Annotated in this window: 24 protein-coding genes; 22 read left to right on the forward strand and 2 right to left on the reverse strand. The window is 38.4% G+C overall.

Annotated elements, in window-relative coordinates:
* Positions 1 to 27: 27 nt before the first annotated feature.
* The 22 genes from ilvC to AC1DFT_RS11905 all read left to right on the forward strand — a co-directional run bounded on the left by ilvC (position 28) and on the right by AC1DFT_RS11905 (position 24986).
* A complete protein-coding gene (gene ilvC, locus AC1DFT_RS11800; RefSeq protein WP_478158946.1) occupies positions 28 to 1062 on the forward strand; it encodes a ketol-acid reductoisomerase in 1035 nt (344 codons plus the stop codon).
* Positions 1049 to 2593, forward strand: coding sequence for a 2-isopropylmalate synthase (locus AC1DFT_RS11805; RefSeq protein WP_478158947.1), 1545 nt, complete (start codon positions 1049 to 1051; stop codon positions 2591 to 2593). The genes ilvC and AC1DFT_RS11805 overlap by 14 nt, the downstream gene beginning before the upstream one ends.
* A gap of 18 nt (positions 2594 to 2611) precedes the next feature.
* Positions 2612 to 3712, forward strand: coding sequence for a 3-isopropylmalate dehydrogenase (gene leuB / locus AC1DFT_RS11810; protein ID WP_478158948.1), 1101 nt, complete (start codon positions 2612 to 2614; stop codon positions 3710 to 3712).
* A gap of 20 nt (positions 3713 to 3732) precedes the next feature.
* Positions 3733 to 5142, forward strand: a complete 1410-nt coding sequence (gene leuC, locus AC1DFT_RS11815; RefSeq protein WP_478158949.1) for a 3-isopropylmalate dehydratase large subunit — start codon at positions 3733 to 3735, stop codon at positions 5140 to 5142.
* A gap of 18 nt (positions 5143 to 5160) precedes the next feature.
* Positions 5161 to 5742 (forward strand): 3-isopropylmalate dehydratase small subunit, encoded by a 582-nt coding sequence (gene leuD / locus AC1DFT_RS11820; RefSeq protein WP_478158950.1) that lies wholly within the window; start codon positions 5161 to 5163, stop codon positions 5740 to 5742.
* A gap of 71 nt (positions 5743 to 5813) precedes the next feature.
* Positions 5814 to 6743 carry a threonine/serine dehydratase gene (locus tag AC1DFT_RS11825; RefSeq protein ID WP_478158951.1) on the forward strand — a complete coding sequence of 310 codons (930 nt, stop codon included), beginning with the start codon at positions 5814 to 5816 and terminating at the stop codon, positions 6741 to 6743.
* 367 nt (positions 6744 to 7110) lie between these two features.
* Positions 7111 to 7956 carry a VOC family protein gene (locus tag AC1DFT_RS11830; protein ID WP_478158999.1) on the forward strand — a complete coding sequence of 282 codons (846 nt, stop codon included), beginning with the start codon at positions 7111 to 7113 and terminating at the stop codon, positions 7954 to 7956.
* A 357-nt stretch (positions 7957 to 8313) separates the two neighbouring features.
* On the forward strand, positions 8314 to 10002 hold the full coding sequence (locus AC1DFT_RS11835; RefSeq protein ID WP_478158952.1) for a methyl-accepting chemotaxis protein: 1689 nt from the start codon (positions 8314 to 8316) through the stop codon (positions 10000 to 10002).
* 176 nt (positions 10003 to 10178) lie between these two features.
* Positions 10179 to 10673: a C40 family peptidase gene (locus tag AC1DFT_RS11840; RefSeq protein WP_478158953.1), complete on the forward strand. Its 495-nt coding sequence runs from the start codon at positions 10179 to 10181 to the stop codon at positions 10671 to 10673.
* A gap of 129 nt (positions 10674 to 10802) precedes the next feature.
* Positions 10803 to 11183, forward strand: a complete 381-nt coding sequence (locus tag AC1DFT_RS11845) for a PilZ domain-containing protein (RefSeq protein ID WP_478158954.1) — start codon at positions 10803 to 10805, stop codon at positions 11181 to 11183.
* Positions 11184 to 11293: 110 nt separating this feature from the next.
* The gene (hpf, locus tag AC1DFT_RS11850) at positions 11294 to 11851 is read left to right on the forward strand and encodes a ribosome hibernation-promoting factor, HPF/YfiA family (protein ID WP_478158955.1); all 558 of its coding nucleotides are present in this window, start codon (positions 11294 to 11296) and stop codon (positions 11849 to 11851) included.
* A 420-nt stretch (positions 11852 to 12271) separates the two neighbouring features.
* Positions 12272 to 14782, forward strand: a complete 2511-nt coding sequence (gene secA, locus AC1DFT_RS11855) for a preprotein translocase subunit SecA (protein WP_478158956.1) — start codon at positions 12272 to 12274, stop codon at positions 14780 to 14782.
* Positions 14783 to 14807: 25 nt separating this feature from the next.
* Positions 14808 to 15912 (forward strand): peptide chain release factor 2 gene (gene prfB / locus AC1DFT_RS11860; RefSeq protein WP_478158957.1). Its coding sequence is split into 2 segments (ribosomal slippage): positions 14808 to 14882 and positions 14884 to 15912, totalling 1104 coding nucleotides; the frame shifts between segments, so codons are not numbered across the junction.
* A 217-nt stretch (positions 15913 to 16129) separates the two neighbouring features.
* The gene (locus tag AC1DFT_RS11865; protein ID WP_478158958.1) at positions 16130 to 16999 is read left to right on the forward strand and encodes a YitT family protein; all 870 of its coding nucleotides are present in this window, start codon (positions 16130 to 16132) and stop codon (positions 16997 to 16999) included.
* 52 nt (positions 17000 to 17051) lie between these two features.
* On the forward strand, positions 17052 to 17399 hold the full coding sequence (gene cccB, locus AC1DFT_RS11870; RefSeq protein WP_478158959.1) for a cytochrome c551: 348 nt from the start codon (positions 17052 to 17054) through the stop codon (positions 17397 to 17399).
* Positions 17400 to 18357: 958 nt separating this feature from the next.
* Entirely contained in the window at positions 18358 to 19044 is a 687-nt protein-coding gene (gene ftsE / locus AC1DFT_RS11875) for a cell division ATP-binding protein FtsE (RefSeq protein ID WP_478158960.1), read from the forward strand.
* On the forward strand, positions 19034 to 19921 hold the full coding sequence (gene ftsX / locus AC1DFT_RS11880) for a permease-like cell division protein FtsX (RefSeq protein WP_478158961.1): 888 nt from the start codon (positions 19034 to 19036) through the stop codon (positions 19919 to 19921). Before ftsE ends, ftsX begins: the two co-directional genes overlap by 11 nt.
* A gap of 39 nt (positions 19922 to 19960) precedes the next feature.
* Positions 19961 to 21268 (forward strand): murein hydrolase activator EnvC family protein, encoded by a 1308-nt coding sequence (locus AC1DFT_RS11885; protein ID WP_478158962.1) that lies wholly within the window; start codon positions 19961 to 19963, stop codon positions 21266 to 21268.
* A gap of 135 nt (positions 21269 to 21403) precedes the next feature.
* On the forward strand, positions 21404 to 21982 hold the full coding sequence (locus AC1DFT_RS11890) for a redoxin domain-containing protein (RefSeq protein WP_478158963.1): 579 nt from the start codon (positions 21404 to 21406) through the stop codon (positions 21980 to 21982).
* 71 nt (positions 21983 to 22053) lie between these two features.
* A complete protein-coding gene (locus AC1DFT_RS11895; protein WP_478158964.1) occupies positions 22054 to 23472 on the forward strand; it encodes a S41 family peptidase in 1419 nt (472 codons plus the stop codon).
* An 81-nt stretch (positions 23473 to 23553) separates the two neighbouring features.
* Entirely contained in the window at positions 23554 to 24723 is a 1170-nt protein-coding gene (locus AC1DFT_RS11900; RefSeq protein ID WP_478158965.1) for a PDZ domain-containing protein, read from the forward strand.
* Positions 24724 to 24731: 8 nt separating this feature from the next.
* Positions 24732 to 24986, forward strand: a complete 255-nt coding sequence (locus AC1DFT_RS11905; protein WP_478158966.1) for a CsbA family protein — start codon at positions 24732 to 24734, stop codon at positions 24984 to 24986.
* 228 nt (positions 24987 to 25214) lie between these two features.
* Here AC1DFT_RS11905 and AC1DFT_RS11910 read toward each other — a convergent pair whose 3' ends face one another.
* Together AC1DFT_RS11910 and AC1DFT_RS11915 are read right to left on the reverse strand one after the other, a co-directional pair.
* Positions 25215 to 25523: an AzlD domain-containing protein gene (locus tag AC1DFT_RS11910; protein ID WP_478158967.1), complete on the reverse strand. Its 309-nt coding sequence runs from the start codon at positions 25521 to 25523 to the stop codon at positions 25215 to 25217.
* A gap of 4 nt (positions 25524 to 25527) precedes the next feature.
* Positions 25528 to 26232, reverse strand: coding sequence for an AzlC family ABC transporter permease (locus tag AC1DFT_RS11915; RefSeq protein WP_478158968.1), 705 nt, complete (start codon positions 26230 to 26232; stop codon positions 25528 to 25530).
* Positions 26233 to 26279 lie beyond the last annotated feature (47 nt).

Genomic DNA, 26279 nt, shown 5'->3' on the forward strand with positions numbered 1-26279 from the left:
ACAAACAATCCTGAGGAGGAAATAACAATGGCTAAAATGTATTATAACGGAGATATCAACGAAGGACTTTTACAAGACAAAACAATCGCAATCATCGGGTACGGTTCACAAGGTCACGCACACGCACAAAACTTAAAGGATTCAGGTTTTAACGTAGTTGTAGGTATTCGTGCAGGAAAATCTTTCGATCAAGCAAAAGAAGATGGACTAGAAGTTTATTCAGTAAAAGAAGCTGCTGAAAAAGCGGACGTTATCATGATTTTATTACCAGATGAAAGACAAAAAGCAGTATACGAAGCGGAAATCCAATCGGCATTAACTGCAGGAAAATCTTTAGTATTCGCTCACGGATTTAACGTTCATTTCGATCAAATCGTACCTCCAGCTGATGTGGATGTATTCCTAGTAGCACCAAAAGGACCAGGACACTTAGTACGTAGAACATTTGAAGCAGGAGCAGGAGTACCAGGATTATTCGCTGTATATCAAGATGCAACTGGTAACGCAAAAGATCTAGCTTTAGCTTATGCAAAAGGAATTGGAGCAGCTCGTGCTGGAGTTCTGGAAACAACTTTCAAAGAAGAAACAGAAACGGATCTATTCGGAGAGCAAGCAGTACTTTGCGGTAGTACAACTGCAATCGTAAAAGCTGGTTTTGAAACACTTGTAGAAGCAGGATACCAACCAGAACTTGCCTATTTCGAAACATTACATGAATTAAAACTAATCGTTGACTTAATGTACGAAGGTGGAATGGCGACAATGCGTTCTTCTATCTCAGATACAGCTGAGTGGGGAGATTTCGTTTCAGGACCACGTATCATCGATGCTTCTGTAAAAGATCGTATGAAAGACGTATTAACAGACATTCAAAGCGGTAAATTTGCGAAAGAATGGATCGAAGAAAACGAAACAGACCGTCCAAAATATAATGCAATCAAAAAAGCGGAATCAGAACATCAAATCGAAGTGGTTGGTGCAAAACTTCGCGAAATGATGCCATTTATCAATGAAGGTAAAAAACAAGTGAAGAAAGAAGTGGTGACGAGTGCGCAAAATTGACATTTTTGATACAACGCTTCGTGACGGTGAACAATCTGCAGGAATTAATTTAAACACGCAAGAGAAGATAGAAATAGCTCGTCAGCTTGAAAAGTACGGAGTTTCCATTATTGAAGCAGGTTTTCCTGCTTCATCCCCTGGGGACTTTGAAGCTGTTAAACTAATCGCAGATACGGTGAAAAACTCAGTTGTGACGGGCTTAGCGCGTACGATTGAAGGTGATATTGAAGCAGCTTGGGGGGCTTTAAAAGGCGGAGTGCAGCCTCATTTACACACATTTATCGCAACATCCCCCATTCATATGCAAACGAAGTTGTTTAAAACACCAGAACAAGTGATTGAGCTTGCTGTTGAATCAGTGAAACTAGCAAGAAAATATTTTCCACTTGTACAATGGTCCGCAGAAGATGCAACTCGTTCAGATAAAGACTTCCTTGTTCGCATTATTAATGAAGTGATTAAAGCAGGGGCAACAACGATCAACATACCAGATACAGTAGGGTATGCAACACCTATAGAATACGGTGCTTTATTCAAATACTTGACTGAAAACGTGAATGGCATTGAAAAAGTGAAGCTTTCTGCTCATTGTCACGATGATTTAGGTTTAGCAACAGCAAACACTTTAGCAGCAATTGAAAATGGTGCAACACAAGTAGAAGGTACGATAAATGGTATTGGTGAACGAGCTGGAAACGTAGCGCTAGAAGAAATTGCAGTTGCACTACATATTCGCAAAGACTACTACCAAACGGAATCCGGCATCATTTTGAAAGAAACGAAACGCACAAGTCAGCTTGTTAGTAAGCTAACAGGTGTTGCCATTCAACCAAACAAAGCGGTAGTTGGGAAAAATGCTTTCGCACATGAATCTGGCATTCACCAAGATGGCATGCTTAAAAATCCTGAAACCTACGAAATTATTACACCTGAATTAATCGGTGATGCAACTACTGAGCTTGTCCTTGGAAAACACTCTGGTCGTCATGCTTTCTCTAGCCGAGCAGTGGAAATGGGCTTCCATTTAACGGATGAAAAACTAAATGCAGCATTTGTAGCATTTAAAAAATTAGCGGATTCTAAGAAAGAAATCACAGAAGATGATTTATTTGTTTTATTAACAGATCAACAAGTGAAAACATCTGAAGTGGATGTATATGAATTAGAGAGCGTGCAAGTGCAATACGGTACGTCCAATATTCCGACTGCTACCGTTCAAGCGAAAACACCATCTGGTCAAGTGGAAGTAGTATCGTCTACTGGAGCTGGCTCGGTGGAAGCTATTTTCAATACGCTAGAAAAACTGGTGAACGGGAAAGTTCATATTGTTGATTATCGTGTATCTTCTGTATCTAAGGGAAGAGATGCACTTGGCGAAGCTGTTATTAATTTAACTTTTAACGACGTGGTTTCAGTTGGTCGCAATGCTTCACAAGATGTATTAGAAGCTTCTGCAAAAGCGTATTTAAATGCCATTAATAGACAATTAATAAAAGCCTATTATCAAGAAAGAGTGCCAGTAACACAATAATAAACGGGAGTGAATGGGATGGAAAAGACGATAACGGTATTACCAGGAGATGGAATCGGTCCAGAAGTAACGGGTGCAACTGTCCAAGTGCTTCAAGCCATTGAAAAACGATTTAATCATACGTTTAACTTTCAGTATGCATTGATCGGTGGGGCGGCAATTGATGCATGCGAAAATCCACTTCCAGAAGAAACGATTAACTTATGTAGCGAAAGTGATGCCATTCTTTTAGGTGCAGTTGGTGGGCCGAAATGGGATCAAAATCCATCTCATTTACGCCCCGAAAAAGGATTACTTGCTATTCGCAAACATTTCGGATTGTATGCGAATATTCGTCCAGTAAAAGCAATACCTGCATTACTAGAAGCATCACCGCTTAAAAAAGAAATTGCTGAATCAGTAGACTTAGTTATTGTTCGTGAATTAACAGGAGGTTTATACTTTGCTGAACCTCGTAAGAAAACAAAAGATTACGCAATAGATTCACTCGTTTATACACGCGAAGAAATCGAGCGTATTGTGGATACAGCCTTCCAACTTGCGCGTAGCCGTAGAGGAAAACTTGCTTCTGTCGATAAAGCAAATGTACTAGATTCAAGTAAGTTATGGCGCGAAATTGTGGAAGAAAAGAAACAAGGCTATCCAGATGTAGAAGTGGAACATATGCTTGTTGATTCGACTGCAATGAAGTTGATCACGAAGCCAGATGCATTTGACGTTATTGTAACGGAAAATATGTTTGGAGATATTTTAAGTGATGAAGCATCTGTTATTACAGGTTCCCTAGGAATGCTAGCTTCTGCAAGTACAAGAGGAGACGGTTTTGGTTTATACGAACCAGCTCATGGTTCTGCCCCTGACATTGCAGGGCAAAACAAAGCAAATCCAGCAGCGACTATTCTTTCGGCAGCAATGATGCTACGCGAAGCATTCCAAATGGAAACAGAAGCAGCAGCAATGGAAGAAGCGGTATTTAATGTGCTAAATGACGGCAACTTCACAGCAGACCTACAAATAGAAGGCAAACGCGTTCTTTCCACTACAGAATGGACAGCAAAAGTGTTAGAAGAATTAGACTCAGAATTTGTATCCGATAGTATTATGTTTACTTATGTCTAACCAAAAGGAGAGAAACTAAAATGGCAAAAACGATAATTGAGAAAATTTGGGATGAACATGTAGTATATGAGGAAGAAGGTAAACCAGACCTTCTCTATATCGATTTACACTTACTCCATGAAGTGACATCTCCGCAAGCTTTTGAAGGGTTACGACTAAATAATCGCAAAGTTCGTCGTCCGGATCTTTGCTATGCAACGATGGATCATAACGTGCCAACTCGTAATAGAGAACAGATTAAAGATGAAATTGCACGCAAGCAAATTAATACGTTGCAAGAAAACTGCGAAGAATTTGGTGTTCCACTTGCCAATATGGACCATCCAGATCAAGGAATTGTGCATATTATCGGACCAGAGCTTGGTTTAACACAACCAGGTAAAACAATTGTTTGTGGAGACAGCCATACTTCTACTCACGGAGCATTCGGTGCCATTGCTTTCGGGATTGGAACGAGCGAAGTAGAGCATGTTCTTTCTACCCAAACACTGTGGCAAGCAAAACCGAAAACGATGCAAATTAAAGTAACAGGTGAGCTAGGTTTCGGAGTTGCAGCAAAAGATATTATTCTAGCCATTATTTCGAAATTTGGAATCGATATGGGAACAGGTTATATCGTCGAATATACGGGTGAAGCTATTCGCAAACTATCGATGGAAGAACGTATGACAATTTGTAATATGTCCATTGAGGCAGGGGCACGTGCAGGTTTGATTAGCCCTGACGCAACTACGGTTGAATTTTTAAGAGGGCGCGAACATGTTCCAACTGGCGAAGCTTTTGAAAAAGAAGCAGCACGTTGGATAGCACTCGCTTCTGACCAAGATGCAGTTTACGATAAAACAGTTGAAATTTCAGCAGATGAAATCGAACCATTCGTTACTTGGGGCACAAATCCTTCCATGGGATCAGGAGTTTCCAACAATATTCCACTTACAACAGATTTCACAGAAGCAAGCGACCGCTCAGCGCATGAAAAAGCAATTGCTTATATGGGTCTTGAAGAAGGAATGCCGTTAACGGATATTGCAATTACGAATGTATTTATCGGATCATGCACGAATGCTCGCTTAAGTGATTTACGCACAGCAGCAAGCGTAGTAGAAGGACGTAAAGTACATCCAACCGTAAAAGCAATAGTTGTTCCAGGGTCACAAACAGTGAAAAAACAAGCCGAACAAGAAGGCATCGATCAAATCTTCCTTAATGCAGGATTTGAATGGCGCGAATCAGGTTGCAGTATGTGCCTAGCGATGAATGACGATATTGTTCCTGCTGGCGAACATTGTGCTTCTACATCCAACCGTAACTTCGAAGGTCGTCAAGGTGCAGGATCTAGAACACATCTGATGAGCCCAGCAATGGCAGCAGCAGCAGCAATCGAAGGACATATTGTAGATATTCGCAAATTCCAACTAGTGAATGCGTAAGCGTAAGGAGGAAAAACGATGGAGCCTATTAATGAAGTAAAAAGTGTCATTACACCTTTAAATCAAAAAAACGTCGATACCGACCAAATTATTTCAAAAGAATTTCTAAAAAGAATCGAGCGTACGGGGTTCGGCAAGTATTTGTTTTACCACTGGCGCTTCGATGCAGAAGATAATCCAATTAAAGACTTTGTATTAAATGATGTGCGATATAAAGATTCTACTATTTTAGTAGCGCATGATAACTTCGGATGTGGATCATCGCGTGAGCATGCTCCATGGGCAATTCTTGACTATGGTTTCCGTGTAGTTATCGCTCCAAGTTTCGCAGATATTTTTTATAATAACTGCATGAAAAATGGAATTCTTCCTATTAAACTGTCAGTCGACGAAGTGGAAGCCATTTTGAGTAAAGAGCAATATAAGGTAGAAGTAAATTTAGAAAATCAAACGGTAACAGGAGCGGACGGTGCGATTTATTCATTCGACATCGATCCCTACCAAAAGAAAATGCTTCTAAATGGATGGGATGAAATTTCATTGACCTTCCAATATGAAGATCATATTCAAGCTTTTGAAAACAAAAAATTAGCAAACTAGGAGATGGTTTTGTTGGGAATTCATACGACACTGTAGGTTTATTTGAAGCATCAGAAAGAGTAGCGGAGTTCGTGCATCGTACACCGTGTAAAATGTCGACTACAATTAATAATATGACAGATAAGAAAGTGTACTTGAAATTAGAGAACTTGCAAAAAACAGGTTCATTTAAAATTAGAGGTGCGATGAATAAAGTATCACAGCTAACAGAAGCAGAGTGCGAGAAAGGATTAATCGCCGCTTCTGCAGGGAATCACGCACAAGGAGTAGCCTATGCCGGAAGAGCACGTAATGTGCCAGTGACGATTTTTATGCCAATCGGTACTCCGGAAACAAAAGTGAATGCGACAAAAGGTTACGGGGCGACCGTGAAGCTAGTCGGACAAAATTTCGATGAAGCCTTCGTTGCAGCAAGGGAAGAACAGCTTCGAACAGGAGCGACTTTTATCCATCCTTTCGACGATTTAGCCGTTATCGAAGGCCAAGCGACGGTTGCAATGGAAATGCTGCAGCAAAGTCCAGGAATCGATACAATTGTCGTTCCAGCTGGAGGCGGCGGCTTACTAGCAGGCACCTTGCTTGCAGTGAAATCAACTCGTCCAGATATCCGTGTCATTGGCGTCCAACCAGCAAACTCCCCTGCCATTGCAACTGCTTTTAAAGGAAAAAATGGAGGACTTATCCCATTCCAAGGCAAAACAATTGCAGAAGGTATTAACGTGAAAGTACCAGGTAAGCTGACGATGAACATAATTCATTCGCTCGTTGACGATATCATCACTGTATCCGAAGCAGAAATTGCATCCTCAATTCTCTTTATGCTCGAACACGAAAAAACACTTATTGAAGGTGCTGGAGCCGCAGCAGTAGCGGCAGTGTTGAACAACCGCATGCCATCCGCATCACGAAATGTAGGAATCATCGTAAGCGGAGGAAACTTCGACATCAGTAAACTGACTGAATGCCAAAGCATGTCATTCCAAGTTCCATTAGCAAAATAAAGCTTGTAGAAAACCACTAGCCTATGACGGCTAGTGGTTTTCTTACGTGGAGCGGGATCTTGCGATTCTGCGACTAGATCTTGCGATTTAGAGCAGCTACCTTGCGATTCATCGCTCCTATCTTGTGATTTGGACAAACTAGTCCTACATTTTGCGATTTGAAGGTAGTATCTTGCGATTTAGCCCCTCGATCTTGCGATTCAGAGCAGCTACCTTGCGATTCATCGCTCCTATCTTGCGATTTAGACAAACTAGTCCTACCACTCCCAATATCTTTCTCAAACAATTGATTAACTTACTTGACTTTACAAGGTAACTAAAATATAATTACTTACGAAAAGTAAGTTAAAAAAGAGGAGAATATTAAATKAAATATCAAAATAAACCATACACATTTGTAGAATTAGTCGAATTAAAAGTAATGAACTTAGAAGAATCACTTGCATTTTATCAAGAAGTAGTAGGATTCAAAGTGCTAGAAAAACAAGACAACAAAGCACTTTTAACAGCTGATGGCAAAACAGCATTACTTTCCATCGAACAACGACCAGACTTCGAACCGAAAAATCAAAAAACAACTGGTCTTTATCACTTCGCTTTATTACTTCCTACTCGTGCTGATCTTGGGGCAGTATTAAAACACTTTATCGAGATCAATATTCGAGTTGGAGCAGGGGACCACTTAGTAAGTGAAGCACTTTACTTAAATGACCCAGATGGTAATGGCATTGAAATTTATAGTGACCGCCCAGATACGGAGTGGAAATGGAATGGTGAACATGTTGCAATGGACACATTACAAATCGATGCACAAAGTATTTTAGCAGAAGGCGCAAGTACTAAATGGGAAGGTCTACCAGCAGGCACTGCGATGGGACATATTCATTTACATGTTGCAGATTTACAAGCATCTGAAAAGTTTTATAATGCATTAGGATTTGAAGTTGTAACTCCATACCCAGGCGCATTATTTATGGCAACCGGAAAATACCATCACCATATCGGTATGAACACATGGGCCGGAGTTGGAGCACCTGCTGCAGCGGAAAATATTGTAGGATTAGAAGCATTCACTTTAGTATTTCCAAGTAATGAAGTATTAAATACTGCAATTGAAAATTTGAAAGCAATCGAAGCATCACTTACTGAAGAAAGTGGAGTATACATCACAAAAGATCCATCTCAAAATAAAATCAAATTAATCGTGAAATAATCAAAGAGCGCCCTTTATTAGGCGCTCTTTTTCATACAACAAAATCCAAATAATGAATATAAGCCATCGTTCCTCCCTCATCATCCACGAAATCTTCTCCTTCATTGCAATAATTTTCTCCAATCATCATTCGACAAATTACTCCTATTCGACAAAACAAAATAATCGACAAATTTTATGTAGAAAAAACAGGAAGTCACTAATTTTACATTTTACATATTTAGCGGAAAATGACATTACTTAAAAACATATAACGACATAATTTTTCTTATTGTAAAGTTACTGTAAAGTTTTGAAAAAGTCGCTCTAAAACGCGTTATAATATGCTATATTTCCTAGTGGGAGGTCTCATTACCTATGAAAAAATGGTCTAGCATTCCACTGAGAACGAAGTATTTAATCGCAATTTTTAGTTCTTTTCTCTTATTTGGCATCATGACAGTGTTATTAATTATTCAAGTGATTCACAATCAAAAACTGTCCGATAAATTAGAAGTGTCATCAGAAAATGTCGAGAAAGCAGACATTATGAGGGCTGAGGTAGCTAGTTTATACATAGCGATTTCCCTTTTTGCGGGTGATCCTTTAGAAGAATTCGACAAAGATTACGAAACGAAGAAAACCAATTTGGCCCAGCTAGTACCCACAGCCAGTAAGCGAATGGCTCACATAGATTGGGAAAATTTTACACAAACTCTAGAAAGTATTCAAACGACTTATGAAAACAATTTGAAAAAATCAGTTGTCAATAAAGAAAATGTTGCAAAACGTCGCCAGCTTCAATCGATTAATGAAAAGTATACTATATTAATTGAAATGCTCGATGCGACAAGAGAGCAAGAGTCAAATAATCGACAATTAATAATAGATGAAATGAATGCAAGCCAGCAAAATACGATTGTCATAGTCGTTGCTTCTTTCTTAATAGCCGGTATACTTTCAATCATTTTATTGTTACTAACGAACAGACAAATAAAAAGTCAACTAACAAATGTAGCATCATCGGCAAAAGAAATTTCTAAAGGGAATCTACTTGTGAAACCAATACATATTTCGACAAAAGATGAAATCGGCGAAGTATCAATGGCGATGAATGAAATGAAAAGTAATCTAACTGACATGGTAGAAATGATTAAACTAACAGCAGAAAAGTTAAGTATCGACAGTACTACATTAAAAACGTATTCGGCCCAAACGGTGGAAAGTTCCAATACTGTACAAATAGCAATCAATGAAACTAGTGTAAGTATGATGGAGCAAAAAGAAGCGTCTATAGGAATCCGGGCATTTTTAGAAGAATTTTCACGAACTTTTGAGAGTGTATCAGAAAAAGCGGTTACTTTAAATAATCACGCTTCAGTTGCAGTGGAAGTTGCAGATGCAAGTGCGGATGCCATGAAAAAAGCAGCAGCGGAAGCCGCACATTTACGTTCTTTATTCAAAGCGGCAGATAAAGAAAGAAAATTATTACAAGAGCGAACAGAAGAAATCGCAAGGATGACATCTATTGTACAATCTATTTCTAAACAAACAAATCTACTTGCCTTAAATGCAGGGATCGAAGCCGCAAGATCTGGTGTGCATGGAAAAGGATTCGCGGTCGTTGCTGAAGAAGTAAAAAAACTGGCAGATGAAGTATCAGTAACAGCGAATACGATTAATAGCATATCCACGTCTATTTCACATCAAGGACACGAAATGGAAATGGTTTTTGCAGAAGGGCTTTCAACGTCCAAAAATAATGCAAGATCGTTCCAGTTATTGCATGAAAAATTTGATACAATTGTGTCCTTTATTCGGGAGTCCAAAGATCAAAATGATCATATGACCGATTCTATTAGGACAATCGAACAGGAAAAGAATATGTCTGAAAAACTAATTTTTGAATTAAGCGAATCTATCGAAGCAAACACAACCCAAATGGAACAAACGGTAGAATTACTAGTTTCAAATGTCCAAACAATAGAGTCACTATCAGCGTTGATCAATGAAATTAGTGATCAAGCAACGATACTAGAAGCATCAACCGCACGTTTCGTTATATAATCTTAGCCCAAAAAGTCATTTTACGAGACTTTTTGGGCTTTTTCTTTGTGATAGTCTTATATTAGACGCCTTTGTAATATAATTGTTACACAAATGTAAAATTTGAAGGTTCTAAAGCGTGGTAAGATGAATTTAGAAAAATTTTTCTGAAAACTTCAGCCACTCGGAGGAACACAATGAATTTCAAATCTATGTCGCAAAAAGTCATTGCAATATTCATATTATCTATACTTTTAGTTACAGCACCATTCGCAGGAAATACTGAAGCAGCAAGTTCAGTAGACTCGAAAGAATTAGTAGCAACTGCTAAAAACTTAATAGGGACTAGATATCGCAGCGGTGGTACTACAAAAGCAGGATTTGATTGTTCAGGTTTCGTAGGATATGTATATGAAGATTTAGGTATCAGTCTACCTCGAAGTTCATCAGGTATGCATGCATCCGGTTCAAAAGTAGAAAAGGCTGATTTATTATCAGGAGATTTGGTTTTCTTCAATACATCAGGTAAAGGCGTTTCACATGTTGGTATATACATAGGCGACGGTAAGTTTATCCATTCATCGACTTCCAAGGGCGTGAAAATTGATAAATTAAACGATCCACATTATTGGGGAAAACGCTATGTTGGAGCTAAACGAGTGACAGATATAACAGTAGCTATAAATAAATAAACATATACAAGAAGGCTCTATCGTATAATTTACGGTAGGGCTTTCTTTTTATACAAAAATAGTTTGAAAAAAATGATATTGGGAGTCATAATGGAGAAAAAACGACTCAAAGTAAAGGGGAGATAAACAATGCACTATAAAAGAAATGAATCCTTCCGCTATACCTTTACTGAACCATGTAAAGCAACTTTTCGATTAATCAAAGATGCAGCAGGATTTACAGGACAAGAAATATCGAAAAAAGGTAGTTGCGAAATTATTGATATAAGCCCACATGGCTTGAAAATTTTTACAGAGTTTTCCATCGCAATCGATAAACAACTACATGTAGAACTCCATTTTACAATAAACGAATTACCCATCGATTTAGTAGGCGAGTTTGTCTGGTCACACAAAAAAATGAGTGGATATGAATACGGTATTAACTTCCCAGTTGATATTAATACGGAGCAAATAATTATTAGTGAATTAAAAAGTCTTCGTAGAAAATCGATGAACCTGGAAAAGTAAAGATTATTACATCATTCGACAAAAAATAAATAATTTCTTAAAAGTAAGAAGGATATTTCGGGTGCGATGTTGAATCATATATATAGAGTTAAATTAAAGGAGGAATTTTCATGCTAAACTTTAACATTCGTGGAGAAAATATTGAGGTAACTCCTGCAATTCGTGAACATGTTGAAGGGAAAATTGAGAAAGTAGACCGTTACTTCAACGAAGAAATCCAGGCAACAGCTAACGTCAATTTAAAAGTGTACAACGACAAGCAAACGAAAGTAGAAGTAACGATTCCTATGAAAAATTTAACACTACGAGCAGAAGAACGCCATTCCGATATGTATGCTGCTGTAGATCTCATCGTAGACAAGCTGGAAAGACAAATACGTAAATATAAAACAAAAGTAAATCGCAAATTCCGTGAACGAGAAGGGGTCGCTACTTTTTTTGCTACAGTAGACGCACCAGATGCCCCTGTAGTGCAACCGGACGARGAAGCATACAATATCGTTCGTACAAAACAATTCGATCTTAAACCAATGGATCAAGAAGAAGCAGTTTTACAAATGAATATGCTTGGGCATAATTTCTTCATCTTCACCGATGCCGAATCGGATGGCACAAACATCGTCTACAAACGAAAAGACGGTAAATACGGCCTAATCGAAACAAACTAACTAAACCAACTCCCCTTAAACTTAAGGGGAGTTTTTTGCTGGTTGGCAAAAAATAAAATTAATACGCAACGTTGAAGTACATATTCGCAACGTTTATAAATGATGCATCCCAATCACTGGCTTCGCATTCCAGGTAAAGAGTTATTTTAAGAATTGGTTGCTTCCACCAGCAATTTGGTTGCTCTCATGCGAAATTGGTTGCTTTCCAAGTAGAACTGGTTGCTTCCCATGGTCAATTGGTTGCCCTAAGCCATTTTCTGTATTCACTCAGTCGAAAAAACATATAAAACAATAAGCAAAAGTTTAAGCGTTTTTCCATCTCATTTAACTCACTATTGTCCAATTGTAAATTTGCTTATTTGCGTGACTTTCTATCGAATGGTAAAATGGGGAGTAAGACTAAATGGGAAGTGAAAATAGATGCTTGGTGTATTAAATAAAGTATTCGATTTAAATAAACGTGAGATTAAACGATTAGAAAAAATTGCAGATCAAGTAGAAGCATTGGCTAACGAAATGGAAGCACAAACGGATGATCAGCTAACTGCAAAAACAGAAGAGTTCCGTGCTCGTTATGCAGAAGGAGAAACATTAGACAAACTGCTACCAGAAGCATTTGCGGTAGTGCGTGAAGCGGCGAAGCGTGTACTCGGCATGTACCCTTTCCGTGTTCAAATTATGGGGGCAGCTGCACTTCATGAAGGAAATATCGCGGAGATGAAAACGGGGGAAGGGAAAACCCTTACTTCTACCATGTCTGTATATTTAAATGCGATTCCAGCACTTGGGGCACATGTTGTAACGGTCAATGAATATTTATCTAGCCGTGATGCTGAAGAAATGGGACAACTGTATAATTTCTTAGGATTATCAGTAGGCTTAAATTTAAATTCATTGTCAAAAGAAGAAAAACGAGAAGCATATGCGGCGGATATCACGTATTCGACAAATAATGAGCTTGGTTTCGATTACTTGCGCGATAATATGGTGTTGTACAAAGAAGATAAAGTACAACGTCCACTTCATTATGCTGTAATTGATGAAGTCGATTCGATTTTAATTGATGAAGCAAGAACGCCATTAATTATTTCGGGGCAAGCAAATAAAGCAGCATTATTGTACAAGCAAGCAAATGCCTTCGTCCGTACACTGATCATCGAAACGGATTATACCTATGAAGAATCTACAAAAGGCGTTACATTAACTGATACCGGCGTAGAAAAAGTGGAAAAAGCGTTTAATATTGATAACTTGTTTGATTTGACACATGTTCGTTTAAATCATGCGATCAATCAATCGTTGAAAGCACATGCTTCCATGCATTTAGATGTGGACTACGTTGTACAGGACGGCGAAGTGGTGATTGTTGACTCGTTCACAGGTCGTTTGATGAAAGGTCGTCGTTATAGCGATGGTTTGCACCAAGCGATTGAGGCAAAAGAAGGATTAGAAATTCAAAATGAATCGATGACAATGGCAACGATTACCTTCCAAAACTTTTTCCGTATGTATGATAAATTATCTGGTATGACTGGTACGGCTAAAACAGAGGAAGAAGAGTTCCGTAATATTTATAATATGAATGTTATTGCGATTCCTACAAACCGTACGATTGCAAGGGATGACCGCGCAGATTTAATTTACGCGTCCATGAACGGAAAATTTGAAGCAGTTGCTGCGGATATCGCAGAGCGCAATCAAAATGGGCAACCAGTTTTAATCGGTACGGTTGCCATTGAGACGTCTGAAATTATTTCCAAATTGTTAACAAAACATGGCATTAAGCATAATGTATTAAATGCGAAAAACCATGAGCATGAGGCGGAAATTATTGCAACGGCGGGACATATAGGTTCTGTTACTATTGCGACAAATATGGCTGGACGTGGTACGGATATTAAATTGGGCGACGGCGTTTTAGAAGCGGGCGGTTTAGCTGTAATTGGTACAGAGCGCCATGAATCACGCCGAATTGACAATCAGTTACGTGGACGTGCTGGTCGTCAAGGAGATCCTGGGGTGACACAATTCTATCTTTCGATGGAAGATGAATTAATGCGTCGTTTTGGTTCGGACAATATGCGTAATATGATGTCCAAACTAGGCATGGATGATTCGCAGCCAATCCAGTCGAAAATGGTTTCTCGTGCTGTAGAATCTGCACAAAAACGTGTTGAAGGTAATAACTTCGACTCACGTAAACGCTTGTTACAATATGATGATGTTTTACGTCAGCAACGTGAAATTATTTATAAAGAACGTAATGAAGTATTGGAAACGGAAAATATGCGTGCACTTGTAGAATCAATGATTTTCGGTGCAATCGAACGTTTAGTAGGCTCAAACACTGCTTCGGACAATAAGGCTGAGTGGAGTTTAAAAGGAATAGTAGACTACGTACAAGCGAATTTATTGCCAGAAGGTATTATTACAATTCAAGACTTGGAAAACCTGTCTTCCGAAGAAGTTATTGAAAAGTTAAAAGCCGAAGTAATCCGCTTCTATGATGCCAAAGAGGAAGAAATGACTCCGGAGCGCATGCGTGAATTTGAGAAAGTCGTATTACTTCGTTCGATTGACTCTAAATGGATTGACCATATCGATGCAATGGATCAGCTACGTCAAGGTATTCATCTACGTGCATACGGGCAAACAGATCCACTTCGTGAGTACCAAAGCGAAGGGTTCGCGATGTTTGAAGCAATGGTTGATGCCATCCAAGAAGACGTTGCCAAATATGCAATGAAAGCAGAAATTAGAAATAATTTAGAACGTGAAGAAGTAGCGAAAGGGCAAGCGGTGAATCCAAAAGAAGAAGGTGGATCCGTTAAGAAAAAACCAGTTCGCAAAGAAGCAGAAGTTGGACGAAATGACTTATGCCCATGTGGAAGTGGAAAGAAATTTAAAAACTGTCACGGGACTGGGCAGTAATCGAGAAAGTCGGAGGAATAACAATATGGTAGAAATAGCAGTAGTACGTAATGAATTGGATCGAACAGCAGGGAAACTAAAAGACTTTAGGGGGTCTCTTTGACTTAGAAAACAAAGAGGTTCGTATACAAGAATTAGAAGAGATGATGACATTTCCTGACTTTTGGGATGATGCTCAAGCTGCTCAAAAAGTAATTAATGAAATGAATGCACTAAAAGCAATTGTGGAGCAATACAATGATCTAGTATCTACGCAAGAAAACTTAGAGATGACACTTGAACTTATTAAAGAAGAACCGGACGAGGAACTACAAGAAGAACTTGGTTCAGAATTAAAAGAGTTCACAAGTGCACTAGGTGATTTCGAATTACAATTATTGCTAAGCGAAGAATACGACAAGCATAATGCGATTTTAGAATTGCATCCTGGTGCTGGTGGTACCGAGTCACAAGACTGGGGTTCCATTTTACTTCGTATGTATCAGCGCTGGGCTGATAAACATGGGTTTAAAGTAGAAACGCTCGATTATTTACCTGGAGATGAGGCAGGTATTAAATCGGTCACATTGCTTATAAAAGGGCATAATGCATATGGCTATTTAAAAGCAGAAAAAGGTGTACATCGCCTTGTTCGTATTTCGCCTTTCGATTCATCTGGTCGCCGCCATACATCATTCGTTTCTTGTGATGTTATGCCGGAATTCACTGATGAGATTGAAATTGAAATTCGCACTGAAGATTTGAAAATTGACACATACCGTGCAACAGGTGCCGGTGGTCAGCATATTAATACAACCGATTCAGCGGTCCGTATTACGCATGTACCGACGAATACGATTGTTACTTGCCAAACCGAACGTTCACAGATTAAAAACCGTGAGCATGCGATGAAGTTATTGAAATCCAAATTGTATCAATTGAAAATCGAAGAACAAGAAGCACAACTTGCCGCAATCCGTGGGGAACAAAAAGAAATCGGATGGGGAAGTCAAATCCGATCTTATGTGTTCCACCCATACTCGATGGTAAAAGATCACCGTACAAACGAAGAGAGCGGTAATGTCCATGCAGTTGTTGATGGTGAATTAGATCAGTTCATCCACGCATTCTTACGTTCACGCATAAATTAATAGATAAAAAAAGCCTAATGTTATGTTATATAACATTAGGTTTTTTTATACGCTTACTTTACGTGTTACAGATATGTTACTGGTGCCAGGCACCAGTAACATATCTGTAACATTGCTCTAATACTTTAACTAGTTAAAACGGTGCTTTGTTGAAGTTCACAAATATTGTTTCTGTTGTTATACTAGTGCAATCAATGACTATGAAAGAGGATATTCGATGGAAACTAATCACAGACTACATAAAGAACTACCTCCAATTGTGGAGCATACGAAAGATTATTTGTTCGTAATTATTGGTGCTGCCATTATTGCGATTGGTTTTAATGTTTTTTTATTGCCAAACCAAATTGCTTCTGGTGGAGTAAGTGGGATAAGTATTATTTTAGAGCATATTTTTGGATGGAAACCGGGAATTGTGCAGTATGCATTTAATATCCCCTTATTTATCTCCGGTCTAATCTTTTTAGGTGCAAAATTTGGTGCGAAGTCCTTACTTGGAACCTTAGTTTTACCAGCCGTTGTTTTACTAACAGCCGACGTCGAACCTTGGACAACTAATCCGTTATTGGGCTCCATATTTGGAGGAATGATGGTTGGCCTTGGATTAGGAATTGCTTTTCGCGGTGGTGGGTCAACAGGAGGAACGGATTTAGCGGCACAAATCATTACGAAATATACTGGATTTTCCCTTGGAAAAAGCGTATTGCTGTTGGATGGTTTAATTGTTATTAGCGCTGCGGTCGTTTTTGATATTGAAAAGGCACTTTATGCATTAATTGGCTTATTTGTGACGACGAAAACGATCGACATTGTGCAACTAGGTTTTAGCCAATCGAAAATGATTTATATTATTACGAATAAACAAGATGAAATAAGAGATGCTATCTATAAAGAGATAGATCGTGGGGTGACAAAGCTTCCTGCTTTTGGCGGATACACAAATAAAGAAAGACCTATTTTAATGGTTGTGGCATATCAGACGGAGTTCACAAAACTGAAACATATCATTAAGACGATCGATCCGGCAGCTTTTGTGATAGTTTCTGATGCCTATGAAGTGCTTGGCGAAGGTTTCAAAAGGTATTAAATTTGGTATAATAAAGAATGTAAGTAAAATTTAGTTGAGGGAGGTTATAGTGATGAACAAAAAACTATTAGCCGTAATATTTGGTGCTGGATTAATGTTAGCTGCTTGTGGCGGTGGCAATGATAAAGCAAATGATACTGACACTACAACTGACACAGGTACAACTACTGAAACTGCTACAGTAGATGCAGAGAAAATCGTTAACTCGAAATGTATTAGCTGTCACGGTGGTAACTTAGAAGGGCAAGGAAACTTCCCAGCTCTTAATGATGTTGGATCTCGTTTATCTGAAGATGAAATTTTAAATGTTATTGAAAATGGTAGAGGTGCTATGCCAGCTGGACTTGTAACTGGCGAAGAAGCTCAAGCAGTAGCTGCATGGTTAGCTGCTAAAAAATAAAATCTAAGAAAAATCAGTTGCTCCAATTGGACAACTGATTTTTTTGTGTGCAAGGATATATTTCTGCAAACATCCTTATGCTCGATGTTTATTAAACACAATATAGGGATGATGCGTCGCAGTGACCGCTGAACCCTCCCCGCTACCCTTAGGTGTACGCCTGCGATCTCTCATTTGCCCATAAAGGAACAAAGGCTAAGAGCGCCACATCATGTGGCAACGCCTTCATGACCAAGATCCTGTTGGCATCGGTAGGAGTCGATGCCGGCAGCGAAAATAAATGGAAAATACTAACTTATCAGTGACCCAAATTAACAATAAATGGTTGAACGAGACAATATACACTGCGAACACGACAATAAGGCAGCTGAACACGACAAACCCGGCTAGCAGATCCTAGCCTGGCGAGTTCGGCACATATTATTCTCGAAATCATAGTCATCTCACTCCAAGTAAAGAGCTGTTTTAAGAATTAGTTGCTTTCAATGATCGTTTGGTTGCTCTATTCCATTTATTGGATTTCCTCCGTTGGAAAACTGGATATAATTTTGTCTTTTTAGCAAGCCGACACTGATAATTGTGCAATTTCCATTGATTTTTGCTGCATGTACCGAAAATCCCAGCGGTCCCTTCTTTCAACACACTAAAACACATTATCCCCAAACAGTTCATCTCCTCCCGAAAATAATCAATTAGATTTCTACAGCATTTTACTGAAAAAAAGAAAATGTTAAAAGAAAAGAAGGATTTCGACCGAATGATGTAGAAATGAACAGCGATAGGACATTCGTAAGGAGGTAATTTTACCTATAAAAACCGAAAAACAAATCGAATTATCGAATTTATCCCTAATATTTCCCATGAAATGAAATGTAATTGTAACAAATAAAGTAGCGTCTAATGTTATAATAGGCATGTCGCATTTTTAATTAAACGAAACAAATTAGGTGGTTTATAAATGATTGAAATGAAAAATGTCTATAAAAAGTATCCAAACGGGATTGTTGCCGCTAATGGAATTGATATAGAAATTAAGCAAGGTGAATTCGTTTACGTAGTCGGTCCAAGTGGTGCAGGAAAATCGACATTCATCAAAATGATGTATCGGGAAGAACGACCAACATCAGGAGATATATTCATCAATGGAACTAATTTATCGACATTAAAAAACAGTAAAGTTCCTTATTTGAGAAGACAAATAGGCGTAGTCTTTCAAGACTTTAAATTACTGCCACGTCTAAGTGTATATGAGAATGTCGCATTTGCATTAGAAGTTATTGAAGAAACACCAACTGTCATACGCAAAAAAGTGATGGAAGTTTTGGAACTAGTAGGACTTAAACATAAAGCAAGAATGTTCCCGACGGAGCTTTCAGGTGGGGAACAACAACGTGTTTCGATTGCAAGATCCATTGTCAACACACCGAAGCTTGTCATTGCGGATGAGCCAACTGGAAACTTAGATCCAGACACATCATGGGAGATTATGAATATATTCGAAGAGATTAATACTCGAGGAACTACAATAATAATGGCAACACATAATAGAGAAATTGTAAATACCATAAGACACCGTGTGATCGTTGTTGAGGGTGGATTAATCACTCGAGACGAAGATAAAGGAGAATACGGTTATGAAAACTAGAACAGCAGGTAGGCATTTTAGAGACAGCCTAAAAAGTATCAGTCGAAATGGTTGGATGACCTTTGCTTCCGTAAGTGCAGTAACTGTTACGCTATTATTGGTCGGCGTGTTTGTCATGATTATGATGAATTTAAACAAAATTGCAGATGATCTTGAAAGAGATGTAGAAATTAAAGTAATTGTCGAATTGACAGCGGATGAAACTGCTATTACAACACTAGAAGAAGAGCTTAAAAATACATCAGGTGTAGCAGAAGTACAATATTCGCCAAAAGAAGATGAACTAAACAAATTAATGCTGGATTTCGGGGAAGATTTGCGTTTATTTGAACAGCAAAACCCTTTACATAATGTATTTTATGCAAAAGCAGCAAATCCGCAAGAAACAGAACAGGTAGCTAAAAGAATCGATCGTCTAGATAACACGTTCGAAGTGAAGTATGGAGAAGGAAAAATTGAAAGACTATTTTCTTTCTTGAATACTAGTAGAAATGTAGGGTTAGTACTCATATTAGGGTTATTGTTCACAGCGATGTTCTTAATATCAAACACGATTCGCATTACCATTGTTGCAAGAAGAAGAGATATTGAAATTATGAAACTTGTTGGAGCGACAAACTGGTTTATACGTATTCCTTTCATATTAGAAGGAATGTGGCTAGGAATTCTAGGTGCGATTATTCCAATCACGCTCGTAACAACACTCTACTACAATATTCATAAAGTACTAGCGCCGAAACTTGCGCAAGGAAACTTATTCGAACTGCTCGACTTTTCACCATTCATCTATCAAGTGAATGCGTTGATTTTATTGATGGGCGTCCTGATTGGTGTCTGGGGAAGTTTCATGTCGGTAAGAAAGTTTTTACGTGTATAAAAGAGAACTATGAACGTAATTTGAAAGGAGCAAGAAGTTTTGAGAAAACAGTCTAAATGGGTGCTACGTGTATTTGCGGTAGCTACTACTTGCGCACTTTTATTCACAGGACCAAGTGCCCTTGCTAACACATTGAACGATTTAAAAAGTCAACAACAAGAACTGGAACAAAAGAAAAATTCGATTAACTCCAATATTAAAGAAACAGAAGGTAAGATGAACGAAAATGAGACTAAAATCGAACAGATTATGGCTCAAATTCAAGCATTAGACACAGAAATTATTACGACAGAAGATAAAATCTCAAAAGTGTTAAAAGAAATAGAGTTAACAACGACGGAAATTGAAGCTCTACATGCTTCTATTGCAGAATTAGAGCGCAAAATTGAAGAACGTGATGAGCTATTAAAAGAAAGAATCCGCGCAGTGCAAGTTAGCGGAGGATCCGTTAGTTATTTAGACGTTTTACTAGGTGCAAATAGTTTTATCGATTTTATCGACCGATTTTCCGCAGTCAATACGTTAATGGAAGCCGATCGCACGATTTTGAAAGAACAAGCAGATGATAAAAAACAACTAGAAGAGCAAAAGGCAAGCTTAGAAGAAAAATTACAACAACAAGAAGCAAGCAAAAATGAGCTACTATCGTTAAAAGCTTCATTAGATAAACAAAAAGCATCTAAAGGAACTTTAGTAGATCAATTAGAAGTAGAGCAACAAAAATTACAAGCGGATAAAGAAGTAATGGAATCCGAGTACGAGGAAGTATTAAATTTAAGCGAAGAAGTAACAAATAAAATTGTGGCAGAACAAAAACGCCAAGCAGAAATTGCTCGAAAACTAGCAGAAGAGAAAAAACGTAAACAAGCAGAGGAAAGAAAACGTCAGCAAGCAGCAAGTGGTTCATCTACCGAAATTCCAGCAGTGTCTTCAGGTGATTGGACAAAACCAGCGTCAGGACGTTTTACTTCCGGTTATGGATATCGTATGCACCCGATTTATGGAAAAGGGAAAATGCACTACGGAGTAGATTTTGCAAATTCGATTGGAACTCCCGTAGTTTCAGCAGCTGATGGTGTCGTTTCTTATGCTTCTCCACTTAGTACATATGGAAATGTGATTATGGTGACACACTCTATTGATGGTCAAACATTCACTTCTTTATATGCACATTTAAGTAGTATTAAAGTAAGTGTTGGACAAGCTGTATCAAAAGGACAAACTATTGGTGCAATTGGTAATACAGGTAATTCTACCGGACCGCATTTACACTTTGAAATCCATGTTGGCACTTGGAGCGGCATGGCGGCAAACTCCGTTAATCCATTAAGATATATTTCTTTATAATTTCAAACTAAGACGTCATCCAATCTTTGGACGGCGTCTTTTCTTTTGTCATAAACAATACATTGGTATACAAGTGCATATTCGGTTTATAATAAGGGCGAGGACGTACTGAAAATGCATTAATGGAGGTAAGCTGTGAAGAAAAAATTAATAGGCTTATTAATCGTAGGTTGCTTAGTCGCTATTGCAACTATATCCTTTGTAAAAAATAATATAGACGATGCGGAAGCGTTTACCGGAGAACAAATGGGAACTGACATGGCAGCAAACCCTGCAAACGAAGGGATTGGTCAAGGGGATCGTGCTCCGAATTTTACACTTACAACGCTTGATGGAAAAGAAGTATCACTTTCGGATTATCAAGGAAAAAAAGTAGTGTTAAATTTTTGGGCAACTTGGTGTCCACCCTGTAAAGCCGAAATGCCCCATATGCAAAACTATTATGAAGATATGGCAGAACAAGAAAATGTAGAAATTTTAGCTGTTAACTTAACAAGTTCAGATGTTGGCATCGATAAAGTAGAGCTTTTTAAAGAAGATTATGGACTTAGTTTCCCTATTCCCTTAGATGAAGAAGGGGATGTTGGAAAAACATATCAAGCGATTACGATTCCAACCACTTATATGCTGGATACAACCGGGACGATTCAAAACAAAATAGTGGGACCCATGGATGAGCAGATGCTAATAGACTATATAAGTAATTTAAAATAAATACCGATTTTTGGGCAAGTATTAAACTTCGCTTTCCACACATATATTAGTGGAAAAGTAGGAGGTTGAACTTGCGCAAAAGTCGGATTTTTTTATATGTCTTGTTATTTATTATTTTACTAGGGGCCGTGTATTTTTGGTTTGGAAAATCTACTAAGTCGGAAGTAACAGGGGTTAGTAATAGTCAAGTAATTGACGAAGCATTTCAGTTGATCAAAAAAGAGGCGGTGTTTTCAAAAAATGAAAAGTTGCTAGTTGAAGGTGCCATTCGGGGAATGACTGAGGCATTAGAAGATCCGCATAGCACGTATTTGACAAAGGAAGAAGCAGCAAATCAAGAAGCATCGCTTGCAGAGGAACGGGTTGGAATCGGTGTAGAAATTATGCAATCAGCGGGTAAATTCATCGTCGTTGCTCCTCTCAAAGACTCGCCAGCCTATAAGGCAGGTTTAAAATCTCAAGATGAAATTGTCAGGGTAAATGAAGAAAGAATAGATGGTAAAACCATGGCAGAGCTCGTCCAATTATTAAGTGGAGAAAAAGGCACATCGTTGAAAATGACGATCTATCGCGCAAGTGAAAATCGTCATGTAGAGTTACATATGAAACGGGATACAATCGCTATGCATACGGTTTCCAGTGAAGTATATGAAGTGGATAATCATTCCATTGGGATTGTGACTATTTCATTATTTGGGGAAAAAACAGGGGAAGAATGGGAAAAGCAAACAAAATCATTAGTGGAGCGTGGCATTGACGGATTAGTCATTGATGTGCGTGGAAACCCTGGTGGTTACTTATTTAGTGTTTCATCTGTCATTGGTACATTGATGAAAAATGGAACGACTTTTGCCTATATGCAAAATGCAAAAGGTGTTTTAGAAATGCTAAACACTGAAAGTAAAGAAGCCCCTTATTTGAACAAAGTACCTACTGTTTTATTGCAGAACGGGGGAAGTGCTTCTGCGAGTGAAGTATTAGCCGGTGCACTAAGAGATAATAATCGAGCGTTAATTGTAGGGGAAAAAAGCTTCGGTAAAGGAACCGTGCAAGAAACACATCCATTATCAAACGGTGGGAAGCTGAAAATTTCCACGCATAAATGGTTGACTCCTAAACAAGAATGGATTCATCATAAAGGAATAGAAGCGGATTTAAAAGTAGAGCAAGAAGAATTGTTTGCAATGGATCAAAAATATTTGAGCGGAGAATTCCGAAGTGGTGATTACGGGGAAGAGATAAAATATGTCCAACAAGTATTAAGCGCACTTGGCTATAATATCGGTCGAGAAGATGGCTATTTCGATGAAGATACAGGAGATGCAATCGAAAAGTATCGACAGGAGAGAAGCTTAGGTGAGGGGAATGAAATGAACGCTGCTTTATTTCAATCTTTAGCGGATACAATAGCAGCATATAAGGAAAAGAAGGAAAATGATAAGCAATTACAAATGGGAATCGGTTATTTAATACATGATTTAAAAAAATAAGATTATACGAAAATCCTATACGCAAAAGGCTCCTCGTTTGTTACAATAATAGGATAATATGTGCAAGTGAGGAGGATGCGTATGGTAGAGGAAATATTAATCGAATTGGCTAAAGGAATCGGACGGTTTTTCCTTCATCCAGCAGTATATATTACGATCCTTTTCTCTGTTTTAATTGGCTATTTCCGTGTAAAGCGGGAAAGAAGACAGTTAAGAACAAGAATTTTGTGGGGATGGACAGAAGCAAAGCGACTTGTGGTCGATGGATACTTATGGGCAATCATTTTATCAGTCCTTAGCGTCGGTATTGGACTTGTACTCCAAACTTCCTGGATATACATATTTAGTGCGTGGATGATTTTGATTGTTTTATTGTTTATGTATCAAGTTGGTTCTGCTATTTTCGCAATTGCTTTAAGCGTAGCAACGTTGTATGTAATTGATTTATACGATTGGTCATTCAACATATTATCATGGAATTTAACTGGATTTAATATAATGAGTAAGGCAATTGTCCCGATCGCAATTTTAGCAGGATTGTTACTAATTGCAGAAGGGGCGCTCATTCAAAAGCACGGTGCAAATCATGCTTCCCCGCGCTTAGTAACTACCGCCCGCGGAATTGAAGCAATGGAATATGTAACGAAACGACTATGGTTATTACCGATTTTACTCGTTGTGCCAGGTGATGTGATTAGTTCATATATTCCGTATTGGCCGCAATTCCCGTTAGGAGAATCTACGTTTTCACTGATGCTTTTTCCTTTTGTAATTGGATTTCAGCAGAAAAGTAGACATACATTAACGGTGCATTTTTTCAAAAAGTACGGGAAAAAAGTTTGGCAGCTCGGAATTATCGTGACAATCATTGGGGCGGTTGGTTATGTCATGCCTCTAATCAGTGTAATTGCGATTGCACTTGGGGTAGTAGCTAGATTACTTATTACCTATTTAGAATATAAGAAAGAGACTTCCGGATCGTTTGCGGTGTCTCCACAGTCAGATGGTGTTATGATAGCAGCAGTGCTTTCCGATTCTCCAGCAGAAAAAATGGGGCTTCTTATCGGAGAACGTATTGTGAAAGTGAATGGACAAAAAGTGGCCAGCGAACAAGAATTATACGAAGCGATACAAATAAATGCAGCACACTGCCGCTTAGAGATATTGGATTTCAACGGCGAGCTCCGCTTACGTCAACATATTTTGTTTAGACATGATCATTATCGATTAGGGCTTATTTTAGTAAGGTAGGAGAATTTATGGAAACATTATCTTTATCAACGCAAATAATACTTGCCATTTTTGCCCCTGCATTACTTGTTGTTCTTTTTACACGCATTACATTTAATCGTTATGTGGCACTCATACTTACGGTCGCATTATTTGCCGCTTCTGTACAAGCAGGGTATACACATAGATGGTGGATTTATATACTAGATGCAGCATCACTAACTGTAGGATTTTGGTACTCTACTAAAAATAAAAAACCAAAGAAAAATTCCGTCTCTGAATGAGGCGGAATTTTTTGTGAGGAAAAGAAATAGGCTAATCAAATCGCAAGATAAGACTCCAGAATCGCAAGATAGGACTCCGGAATCGCAAGATAGACCCTGCAAATCGCAAGAACCACTCTCGAAATCGCAAAATCCAGGTGAATCGCAAGATAGGTGCTCAGAATCGCAAGATACCCCATGCAAATCGCAAGATCCATCCTCAAAACCGCAACATTATGTAATCACCAATCAAAATATCAAACTATAAACAGCTAAAACCCCAATTGTCCCTAAAACAACGACCATCACATTAGAAAACAGAATGGCCAAAGTAAAAGCTACGATTGTCCCGATTATTCCAAACAATAAATTCCCTTCTTGGACATATAAAATGGCCGGGAATATCAATGCACCTAAAACAGCGAATGGAATATTGCGCAAAACACCAGAAACAACTGGCGGCAATTCTTTTCCTTCTAAAAAAGTAAGTGGAATCGCTCTTGGAATATACGTAACGACCGCCATGCCAAGTAAAGTCCACCAATACCATGCTCCCATTTTGTTAAGCTCCTTTCGGTAAACTTTTACCACGACGTACATAAATAATTTCCACAAAAATAGAGGATGCTAAAGTCGCAACTAAAATAGACCATCCTGTTGATAAAATACCAGACCAAAAGAAAAATCCATTAATAACAGCGGCAATCAATGCAAGCATGACCACTTTTCGATTGCCACGCATAGATGGTACGAGTAAGCCTACAAACATCGCATATAAGGCAATGGACATCGCCGCTTGTAAAAATTGTGGTAGATTTGCGCCGATTACATGTCCAACTGCAGTGAAAATTACCCAACTACTATAGGCGATAAAAGCGACACCGAATGCAAAGGACGTGGCAATCTTGTCCTCTTTTCTCGTTGCGAGGACAGAAAAAGATTCATCTGTAATGCCAAAAGCATAAATTCCTTTTATCCATCTTTTTTCGCTCTGCATCTTTTCATTGAGTGCAGCCGTCATTAAGAAGTGGCGAATATTAAGGACAAATGTATTTAAAACGATTAAAATAGGGTCAACCCCTTTTGAAATTAGTGTTAAAGACATGTATTGTGATGCTCCCGCATAAACGAAAATACTCATCGCAGTAGCTTCCCATATGGATAACCCTGATGTTTTGGCCAGTAAGCCGAATGTTAAAGCGACTGGGAAATATCCGATTGCAATACTCAACCCAGATTTCAATCCTAAAACAAAATTATTATTCAATTATTTGTCACCACCTAAAAAATCATAATAGACAAATTATACTATAA

Source organism: Psychrobacillus sp. 05T411 (assembly GCF_056396485.1).

Excerpts from the sequence above, each read along its gene's own strand:
- ilvC (WP_478158946.1), top strand. The coding sequence starts at position 28 with ATGGCTAAAATGTATTATAACGGAGATATCAACGAAGGACTTTTACAA.
- leuB (WP_478158948.1), top strand. The coding sequence starts at position 2,612 with ATGGAAAAGACGATAACGGTATTACCAGGAGATGGAATCGGTCCAGAA.
- leuC (WP_478158949.1), top strand. The coding sequence starts at position 3,733 with ATGGCAAAAACGATAATTGAGAAAATTTGGGATGAACATGTAGTATAT.
- leuD (WP_478158950.1), top strand. The coding sequence starts at position 5,161 with ATGGAGCCTATTAATGAAGTAAAAAGTGTCATTACACCTTTAAATCAA.
- AC1DFT_RS11835 (WP_478158952.1), top strand. The coding sequence starts at position 8,314 with ATGAAAAAATGGTCTAGCATTCCACTGAGAACGAAGTATTTAATCGCA.
- AC1DFT_RS11840 (WP_478158953.1), top strand. The coding sequence starts at position 10,179 with ATGAATTTCAAATCTATGTCGCAAAAAGTCATTGCAATATTCATATTA.
- AC1DFT_RS11845 (WP_478158954.1), top strand. The coding sequence starts at position 10,803 with ATGCACTATAAAAGAAATGAATCCTTCCGCTATACCTTTACTGAACCA.
- secA (WP_478158956.1), top strand. The coding sequence starts at position 12,272 with ATGCTTGGTGTATTAAATAAAGTATTCGATTTAAATAAACGTGAGATT.
- AC1DFT_RS11865 (WP_478158958.1), top strand. The coding sequence starts at position 16,130 with ATGGAAACTAATCACAGACTACATAAAGAACTACCTCCAATTGTGGAG.
- cccB (WP_478158959.1), top strand. The coding sequence starts at position 17,052 with ATGAACAAAAAACTATTAGCCGTAATATTTGGTGCTGGATTAATGTTA.
- ftsE (WP_478158960.1), top strand. The coding sequence starts at position 18,358 with ATGATTGAAATGAAAAATGTCTATAAAAAGTATCCAAACGGGATTGTT.
- ftsX (WP_478158961.1), top strand. The coding sequence starts at position 19,034 with ATGAAAACTAGAACAGCAGGTAGGCATTTTAGAGACAGCCTAAAAAGT.
- AC1DFT_RS11900 (WP_478158965.1), top strand. The coding sequence starts at position 23,554 with ATGGTAGAGGAAATATTAATCGAATTGGCTAAAGGAATCGGACGGTTT.
- AC1DFT_RS11905 (WP_478158966.1), top strand. The coding sequence starts at position 24,732 with ATGGAAACATTATCTTTATCAACGCAAATAATACTTGCCATTTTTGCC.
- AC1DFT_RS11910 (WP_478158967.1), bottom strand. The coding sequence starts at position 25,523 with ATGGGAGCATGGTATTGGTGGACTTTACTTGGCATGGCGGTCGTTACG.